The sequence below is a fragment of the Arthrobacter sp. NPDC056493 genome (assembly GCF_042795115.1).
Classification (GTDB): domain Bacteria; phylum Actinomycetota; class Actinomycetes; order Actinomycetales; family Micrococcaceae; genus Arthrobacter.
Genome location: NZ_JBHTSL010000101.1, coordinates 1 through 8,736, shown reverse-complemented (window position 1 = coordinate 8,736; position 8,736 = coordinate 1). Strand labels below are relative to the sequence as shown.

Below are 8,736 nucleotides of genomic sequence, written 5' to 3'. Positions count from 1 at the left end.
CTGGGCAAACTCACGCCCATCGAATATGAAACAATCAACCGGACCGCGCTCACAGCGGCCTAAGACCCCGAGTCAACAAAAGCCGGGGCAGTCCCCAGCTTCCGATCCTCGTTCCCCTGACGAATTACGACCGAGTGGCCGCATTCCAATCTGATCCTGTCGGTCCGCTGGTCTTCGTAGCAGTGCTTGCATGCCCTTGAACCACCAGCGTCCGCTCGCCAGGCCGAGACAGCGCTGCATTGCACTACCGCAGATTCAACGAATTCGTGACCCGCTCCACATGTCCATTTCACCTTCACCGGGGATGATGCAGGAATGTCCTGGGGCCCGAACAGATTTTCGTCGTTCCACATATCCAATACTTCGCCATGCTTGGCGGCAACCGTTGTTTCAGGCTTCGGTGAGCGTCGCGAAAGCCCGAGCTTGCTCCGATCCTCGGGCGAGAGCGCTGGCCAGTCTTCGAGTGCCTTCAAAATTTCCCCAGTTCTATCCGACTCGGAGCGCAGTTGTCCCTGCTCTATGGGCGATGCTAGATCACGGCAGAGACATTAATGGCTCAAGGACCGACCAAGGCAAGCCATGGCTGTCGTGGCAGCTACCGGGGACGGGCGCAGGCCCATGATTCGCGAGTTCACACCCAAAGAGGCCGGGTGGCCATACTCGGCCGAATCGCCACGCATGGCCGTCTTACACAGGGACGGCGCCCTGTACTTTCGGCCCCTGGCCGTCTGCCCATAGGAAGCGCATTCAGACATGTCTAGTAACGGGGCGGACCTCCTCCGTCCTTGTTGCTAGCTGGCTTTGGCGCGTTCCAACACTCTGGGATTAGGCCATCGTCATGCGCGCTAAGGATCTCAGCCGGGTCTGGCGGCCCTTTGTTATTCCTGTGCGACGCTGTGATTCACTTGGTGCCGGAGGCTGGAGAGGGAGCGGGAATGAACGGGTCTGAGCAAGACGCAGACATCTGGTCAACAGGCGATTTTTCCTGGCTGCTGCTAACCGACCTTAGTGACGACCAGATTGAGCTGCTTGATGCTATCTGGCACCTAGCGATCATCGAACACCCCGCAAACGCGGTTGGGATGCATTGGCCGACGTGGCGTGATGTCGACCAGTACTTTTTCGACCTACGAGACCATGAAGCCGGGGAAGTTCATCAGCAACTCCCTTCATACAGCCGAATCGGCATTGGACCTCACGGGTCGCCCTATGGACTGGTGTGGCGGTCAGAAGGCGCGTTCGTGGGACCGATCCCGAGGGACGACGAACAGGTCGGCCTTACTATCGCAGGGCTGGTTCAGCTGGCCAGACACAAGAAGCGAAACACCCAGCCACTCGCGGACGACCTCGTCCGGATCATTCGAACTCTTGCTCAGGCGAGCAATCGCATCCGGCGCGAGAGCCGGGGCGAAAGCCAGCCGGGCAGAGAAAGGGAACTCGCTGACTACGCTGAATGGCTGGTATCGCCCCGTTCCGACAAACCATTCGTCATGCCAGTGGAGGCGATTGCCCAAGTTTTACAAAAAGAGAACGTGGGTGTCGTTAAGGTCGGCAATCGCTGGGTTGCGCAGCTCGGCGGAACCGGCCTTCGCAAGTACTTGAAGATCGAAACCGCTGGAGACTATCTCGCCCAGGTGGGGACGACTTTGAGCATGCCAACAGGCCCTTATCCACATCTGGAGGAAGAGAAGGAAGTGCAAGGGGTGGAACAAACGGGGAAAACAGTCTTCATCGTGCATGGCCATGATGAAGCCGTCCGAGACAGAGTTGATGCGTTCGTGCAGAAGACGGTCGCCAACAAGGTGATCATCCTCCACGACGAAGACGATAATGGCGACACCATCATCGAGAAGTTCGAACAACACGCAAGTGATGCGGCATGCGCCATTGTGCTGTTGACCCCGGACGACGTTGGCCGTGCCAAAACCGAAGACGAGTTGCGTCCCAGGGCACGACAAAACGTCGTCTTCGAACTGGGATATTTCGCCGGTCTGCTTGGCCGTCGGCACGTAATGGCGCTGGTTAAAGACCACGTCGAGCAGCCTTCTGACCTGAGTGGTGTCCTGTACATTCCTCTGGACAGTGGGGAGTGGAAGCGCAAGCTGGAAAGGCGGCTTAAAAACGTTGATGGCATCAGCCTGAGGGACTAGACGAATGGAGGCTTCGAACTCCTGCGGCAGTATGGCGTGCCCTTGCCGAGATCTACGGCTCACGAGGGGTGATTCGACCATATTCTGACGGCACCCTATGGAAGACTTACTGGGTGCTAGATGTTTTGAGAGACGACGATACGAGCCAGCTCAGGAAGTCCAGGGGCGCCTTCTTCACGCCCCCTGCAGTAACCGACTTCATATCGGCTTGGGCCGTCAACGAGCACACGGCACGGTTGCTGGAGCCGTCGTGCGGCGAAGCGGCGTTTCTTCTTTCTGCGGGTGCGGTCGCTAAAGCACGTGGACTGGACGACCCCTATCTGGCCGGCGTTGAGCTTTTTGACACGTCCGCCCGCTTTGCGCGGGTACTTCTTGCCGATGCCGGCATAGAAGCCGACATTCAAATCGGAGATTTCTTCGAGTTCGCCCCCACGAACGACTATGACGCGGTCATAGGAAATCCTCCGTACATCCGGTACCACGAACATGCCGGCGAGTTCCGGGAAAAGTCCAGAGCCGCAGCCGCAGCTGCAGGTGTCCGCCTCAGTGAACTTGCGTCCAGCTGGGCCGCCTTTGTCGTCCACGCCTCACGATTCTTGCGCGACGGAGGACGGCTGGGTCTTGTATTGCCCGCGGAACTTTTGTCCGTGAACTATGCGTCCCCGGTCCGAAAATTCCTGCTGGACAGCTTCCAGAAAGTTGAACTTGTCCTCTTCGGCGAACGCGTCTTCCCTTCCGTCCAAGAGGAAGTCGTCCTTCTCCTTGCCGAGGGCTTCCGGGACGGACCAACAGACCGCTTTACGCTTTTTCAGGCGGAGACCGTCGATGATCTGCCGTCAATGGACACGCCCAGCACATGGGTTCCTGTCGCCGCCGGAGAAAAATGGACTGGATCCATGGTCGGGGCCGCAGCTCGTCGCATCTATGACGAAGCTCTTGCCGGATCAGGGTTTTCGGTTCTCCAGAAATGGGGGGAAACATCTTTGGGGGCGGTCACCGGAAACAATGCCTTCTTCACCGCAACGTGGGACGAGGCTAAACGGCGGGGCTTCAGCAGAACCGATCTCGTGCGCATCTCTCCGCCAGGGAGTCGGCACCTACGCGGCCTGGAACTCAGCTCACGGCAGTTGCGTCAGCTCAGCGAAGAAGGCAAACCCACGTACCTGTTCCGGCCCTCCGGCAATCCGTCGGAAGCGGCAGAGGCCTTCATCGAAGAGGGCGAAAGGACTGGCGTAGACAAGGCATATAAATGCCGTGTCCGGAAACCCTGGTGGAGAGTTCCATTGGTAGCCGTTCCCGATCTCTTTCTCACGTACATGAACGCGGATACCCCACGACTTACCACCAATAACGCAGGTGTTCATCATCTCAACTCGGTTCACGGAGTGTACTTTTCCCTGGAAAATCGCGAGTTAGGCCGCGAACTTCTGCCGCTCGCCTCCCTAAACACAATGACCATTCTCGGTGCGGAAACGGTCGGCAGGGCCTACGGGGGTGGAATGCTCAAGATCGAACCCGGTGAAGCGGACCTATTGCCCCTGCCCAGCCCAGCCCTTGTCAAAAACCATGCCGAAGAGCTGCGCTCCATCAAGGCCAAGGTCGACGCCGCGCTACGGAACGGCGACACGGTCAAAGCAACTGAACTCGTAGACGCCGTAGTGCTCAAGAGGGGTCTCAAACTCGACGAAGAACAAATCGACGAACTGAAGGCTGCCCGAGCGGCACTCCTCAATCGACGCAAAGCACGGTCAAGATCGGCAAACCGTGCCTAAGGACCAAGACGCATTCTCAGACTTCGACCCAATCATCGCCAGTGCGTCCATGACGAGTCCTTGGGTACATGGCGCCACCGAGGCACCTGCGTTCCAACCCGACTACGACCTTCTATGTCGCCTGCTTGCCGTACCCCTACTGGCTGGTGACAAGACACAAAGCGGCCGCTTCGCGAAGGCAATTGACGCGTGGTTCGCACACGAACTCCGCCGGGCCGGTTTCGGCACTGACGAAGTCTGGCCGCGGGCCACCAGGCCCCGTGTCGTTTCCCAAGACGTGATGGCGCTGTTGTCCAAATTGCCCCGCGGTCTTGCCTCCCAAGTACGTGACCTCCTCGTCAAGCAGGGCATCGGCGCTGCAGACGCGCGAATTCTGGGGAGGGCCTACGTCAAACAGGTCGACGTGGCCATAGCGCGCTGGGACAGAGGACCCGAACTGATCCTCTCGACCAAGGCCATGAGCTCATCGTTCGGGAAAAACCTCTCAAACCGTTTTGAAGAAGCATACGGAGACGCCGGAAATTTAAGGGCAAGATACCCCCTGGCAGCCGTTGGATTCGCGTTCGTTCAGCGCGGAAGTATCGTCCGTGATGAACCCGCTGCCTTCGCCCGCACGATGGACATGATGAGAAAACTCCGCGACAGAGGCGACGGCAACGGTTACACCACCACTGCCCTAATTCTCGTCGATTGGGAGGACGCTGATCCCGTCGGAACGGTTCGGTTCGTCCAGGACCTGGTCCCCGACGACATCGGAGTAGCTCAATTCATGGCCACAGTGATTGAATCCATCCTGGAGGCCACTCCGGTGGACGAGCACGTCCGAGTCCGCGAACTGTACGAAAATCGCAGCCTCCCACTTGACGAGGCAGACAGACCACTCGACGAAGGCTGAAGGTGAAACGTAGGACGTGTTCGCATCGCTACGCGACGCGAACAACTATCGCTTTGCTGTCCTCGGGGATTTTGGTTTGGCGGCCGCGAAGGCTTCCTCGTAGTTGGCTCCTGCTGCGCTGACCTGGCTTCTCGAGCCGTCACCGGACTCAATGGTCAAAGTAACTTCCACCCCAGAATCCTAATCAGCCCGCCCTCTGCTAGGTGGAGACGGTCCCAATGTCGGAGATGCTTTCCAGCAGCCACTGTTCCGACAGCGGGCCCCGGCGTAGCTGGAACGTTCGCAGTGCCGAGGTTGAGGCGGCTAGGCGGACCTGGAGTCGCCAGTGTTCGACGTCGACGACGTTTCCGATGCCGCGAGGGGCTGTGCGGCGGGTGTCCCACCAGGAGTCCCTGCTGAACCAATGCACCGGTTCGGCAGCGACTGCCCAGATGTGCCCGTCGTAGCGGACGGCGAGGGGAATGCCGGCCGGGTTGAAGCGGACGTCCACCGGGAGGTCCAGGATGAGCGTGTTCAGGGTCGGGGCGTCAGGCGTGATTGTCATCTGGTGGTTCTTTCGTGTGGTGCTTGGTGGTGACGTTGGTGGTTTTAGGCGGCTTTGACGAGGGGTAGTTCGTCCCAGTGGGTGGTGTACCGGGGTAGAGCATGTCGCGTTTCATGGTCCAGTCGAGTCCGGTTTTGATGCCGGCGTGGCCCAGGCCGATGGAGCCGCGGCCGTAGCGCCGGGTGACGTCTTCCAGGAGGGTGCCGACGCCGCGTTCTTCGTGCGGGTTCTCGAACAGGGACAGGGGTTTTTGGTTTCCGGTGGGGCGCAGGTCGGTGACCATGATCCCGGCCCGGGCGTAGCGGATGCCCTCGGTGATGCGGGGCAGGAGTGCGTGGGCGGCTTTGGTCAGGATCACGGGGTCGGCGGTGGGCATCGGTAAGGGGATGCAGACGGAGGGGTAGGAGGTGTCTTTGGGGTTGTAGTGGGAGGTGCCGGCGAACGCGGTGAGGACTTTGGCCTGCAGTCCGTGTTTGGCCAGCCGGGCCGAGGCCTGCTGGCCGTAGACGGAGAGGACCTGGCGGATCCCGGCGGCGGTGGTGACGGGTGTTGCGAATGAGCGGGAGAAGATGAGCTGTTCCCGCCCGATGCGTTCCTCCTCCATGGGGATGCCGGGGGTGCCCTGCAGTTCCAGGACGGTGCGCATCATGACGATGGAGAACCGGTCCCGGATCATCACCGGATCCGCCCGGGACAGGTCAAGGATGGAGTGGATGCCCAGGGCGTTCAGCCGCCGGGTCAGCCGGGCGGCGACGCCCCAGATCTCGATGACCGACAGGCGCCCCATCAGCCCTTCCCGCTCGGGGGAGGGGACGGAGTCCCAGTGGCACACCCCGCCGAACGCGGGGTTGTTCTTGGCCCATTTGTTGGCCAGTTTCGCGATGGTCTTGGTCGGGGCGATCCCGACGCAGACGGGCACGCCGACGTTCCGCCGGACCGCGGCTTTCATGGACCGGCCCAGGGCCAGCAGCTCGGCAGGGGAGCCTTTGACGCCGAGGAAGGCCTCGTCGATGCTGTAGACCTCCAGCCAGGCCGAGTATCGGCCCAGCAGTTCCATGACCCGGGCGCTGATGTCCCCGTAGAGCTCGTAGTTGGACGAGAGCGCGACGAGGCCCCATTCCTTGGCCCTGGGGGCGAGTTTGAACCAGGGCTCGCCCATGGGGATGCCCAGGGCCTTGGCCTCGGGGGAGCGGGTGACCGCGCACCCATCGTTGTTGGAGAGGACGATGACGGGTTTGTGCTCCAGGGACGGGTTGAACGCCCGTTCCGCGGAGGCGTAGAAGCAGTTCACGTCCACGTGCGCGATCTGCGGCATCCGCCGCATCAGTGCCGGCCTAGACACTGTCGGCCCCCTGCCCGCACGGCTCCCGTGTAACGGAAAAGCGCGCGTTAGACATGGTGCAGGCACCGGGTCGCGACACCCCAGATGGTGAGGTCGGCCAGGGCCGGGACGCGGATGTCCGGGTAGGACGGGTTCTCTGCCTGCAGCACCACCCCGGCGGGCGTGATCCGCAGCCGCTTGATCGTCAGCTCACCGTCCAGGACCGCGACGACCACGCACCCGTCGGTGGGTTCCAGTGCCCGGTTCACGATCAGTTCGTCCCCGTCGCTGATTCCCGCGCCCTCCATGGATTCCCCGGTCACGCGGACGACGTAGGTGCTGGTGATGTCCTTGATCAGGTGCTCGTTCAGGTCGATCCGGCCGTCGAAGTAGTCCTGCGCCGGCGACGGGTACCCGGCAGCGACCGGCACCGGGGAGACCAGCACCGATAACAATGAGACGCCCGCATCTATCACGCGGGGGCCAATAACAACGCCCACAACACACCTTTTTCGAATATATGTTCGATAGGTTTCAAGTGTAGCGCCGGGGACTGACAACCGAACGCCCCGCCTCAGATTGCATCCGATGCTGGCGGAGGACCGGCCCGGGTTGTACCCAATGGGGACAGCTTTGAGCTGTGCGGAGGGCTCCACCTGCCCCCAACGGGCACAACCCGTTCACCCGCTCAGGTAGGTTGCGCGCCGTCCTTTGGGAAGTCGCGGAGGGTGACCGCGATCGCCCGGACCGCTGCCGGGTTTTCCGTCCAGGATCCTCCGGCGCGGGTGCAGGCACGGAAGCTGACCACCTTTGAGCGCTCTGCTGCCTCGGTCAGCTGGGCCCAGGCGCTGCGCAGGTCTTCTTCCTGCTCGGCCGACAGCGGAGCCTTCGAGGGCGCCGGGGGCTCGGCGGGGAGGTCTGGGGCGGGTCCGCGGCCGGGGGCGGCCGCTGCCTTGCGTTGAAAGAGACGTCTGAGGCTCATTTCCGTATCCCCTTTCGGTAAATGAGAGTCCACAGCCAGAGTACTAATGCCTGGCGTCTCCGTCTCCGGCTCAGCTGTCTGGGGCGCTGGGGCTGTTGTGGGGTTTCCGGCCACGTTGCCGTCCGGTGCGCCAGCCCGGCAGCGCCTCGTCCAGGGTCCGTGCTTTGGCTGGTTCGAGTTCGCCGCGGCGCGCCTTTTGGCGCTGGACGTGGATCCAGACGCCCAGGTCGTGTTCTTCGCCGGTCACGACTGCCTTGTGCCGCGGCCAGTCGTGCCCCGCGGCCCGGTACCGGGCCAGGGCGGTGAGCCGGTCCTGCCATCTGGCCTCGTCGGCCACTGGCCGTGGTGGCCGTTGCCAGTCCGGGAGTAAGGCAAGCCCGTCACGGTAGGCCGGTGCGAGTGTCCCGGCCGCGGCGTCGCGGCGGCGCCGCTCCCACCAGGACGCCAACATCCGCTCCGTAGCATCAATGGCTGTACGGGTGGGGTAACGGCCGGTTTCCTGGACCAGGGCCACGAGCTGGCGCATCCGCGCCAGCCCCAGCACGCTCACCTGTGGCGTCGATGTGCCGGCGGCCTGTTCGTGGGCTGCCTGGAGCCCGGGGTCGGCGGCCAGCGCCACGGACAGGTGGTAGCTGATGGTCGAGGCGGGGGCCCTGGTGAGCGCGGCGATCCGGGGGCGGGTCAGTCCGCCCCGGTACATCAGCACCCACTCCGCGTTCGGAGCCGAAGTATGCCGTCTGGTCGTCACGGCACCATCCTGCCACTCGGGTCGCCTGTGGCCGTGGAGGGGCCAGCGTTCCCGATCCGCTGGCGGCAGCCTGGAGAGCCTTTCCGCCGGGGCCGGCTGCATGGGGGACAGTCCGGGCCCCGGCGTCCTGGCCGGCAGGCTGTGTCCAATGCTGCGGCCCCTGGGGATGAGACAACTCTGTCTTGCCAGCCTTGGAGAAAGCCCGGAGCACCTTGGGAGAGTGTTGGCCGTTTGCTGGGAGTAACGCAGGCTCGCGGGGGCTCGTATCCAGGAGGGCGTCCACTCCGCTTCGCTCCGTGGCCGGCTGTGGGGGTCCAGTGCTGT

At 62.4% G+C, this 8,736-nt stretch carries 7 protein-coding genes and 1 pseudogene; 3 read left to right on the top strand and 5 right to left on the bottom strand.

Features of this window, described 5'->3' with window-relative positions:
* Positions 1 to 935: 935 nt before the first annotated feature.
* The 3 genes from ACFQ50_RS23900 (at position 936) to ACFQ50_RS23890 (ending at position 4,817) form a co-directional block, all read left to right on the top strand.
* On the top strand, positions 936 to 2,150 hold the full coding sequence (locus tag ACFQ50_RS23900) for a TIR domain-containing protein (protein ID WP_377998095.1): 1,215 nt from the start codon (positions 936 to 938) through the stop codon (positions 2,148 to 2,150).
* Positions 2,151 to 2,263: 113 nt separating this feature from the next.
* Positions 2,264 to 3,922: a class I SAM-dependent DNA methyltransferase gene (locus ACFQ50_RS23895; protein WP_377998094.1), complete on the top strand. Its 1,659-nt coding sequence runs from the start codon at positions 2,264 to 2,266 to the stop codon at positions 3,920 to 3,922.
* 280 nt (positions 3,923 to 4,202) lie between these two features.
* On the top strand, positions 4,203 to 4,817 hold the full coding sequence (locus ACFQ50_RS23890) for a hypothetical protein (protein WP_377998093.1): 615 nt from the start codon (positions 4,203 to 4,205) through the stop codon (positions 4,815 to 4,817).
* Positions 4,818 to 5,016: 199 nt separating this feature from the next.
* On the opposite strand, the gene ACFQ50_RS23885 is transcribed toward ACFQ50_RS23890, so the two are convergent.
* The 5 genes and pseudogenes from ACFQ50_RS23885 to ACFQ50_RS23865 all read right to left on the bottom strand — a co-directional run bounded on the left by ACFQ50_RS23885 (position 5,017) and on the right by ACFQ50_RS23865 (position 8,412).
* Positions 5,017 to 5,361, bottom strand: coding sequence for a hypothetical protein (locus tag ACFQ50_RS23885; RefSeq protein ID WP_377998092.1), 345 nt, complete (start codon positions 5,359 to 5,361; stop codon positions 5,017 to 5,019).
* Positions 5,362 to 5,405: 44 nt separating this feature from the next.
* Positions 5,406 to 6,685: pseudogene (locus tag ACFQ50_RS23880) on the bottom strand (Y-family DNA polymerase).
* Positions 6,686 to 6,750: 65 nt separating this feature from the next.
* Entirely contained in the window at positions 6,751 to 7,182 is a 432-nt protein-coding gene (locus ACFQ50_RS23875) for a LexA family protein (protein WP_377998091.1), read from the bottom strand.
* Positions 7,183 to 7,370: 188 nt separating this feature from the next.
* Entirely contained in the window at positions 7,371 to 7,664 is a 294-nt protein-coding gene (locus ACFQ50_RS23870; RefSeq protein WP_377998090.1) for a hypothetical protein, read from the bottom strand.
* A 70-nt stretch (positions 7,665 to 7,734) separates the two neighbouring features.
* Positions 7,735 to 8,412: a helicase associated domain-containing protein gene (locus tag ACFQ50_RS23865; RefSeq protein ID WP_377998089.1), complete on the bottom strand. Its 678-nt coding sequence runs from the start codon at positions 8,410 to 8,412 to the stop codon at positions 7,735 to 7,737.
* Positions 8,413 to 8,736: the final 324 nt, after the last annotated feature.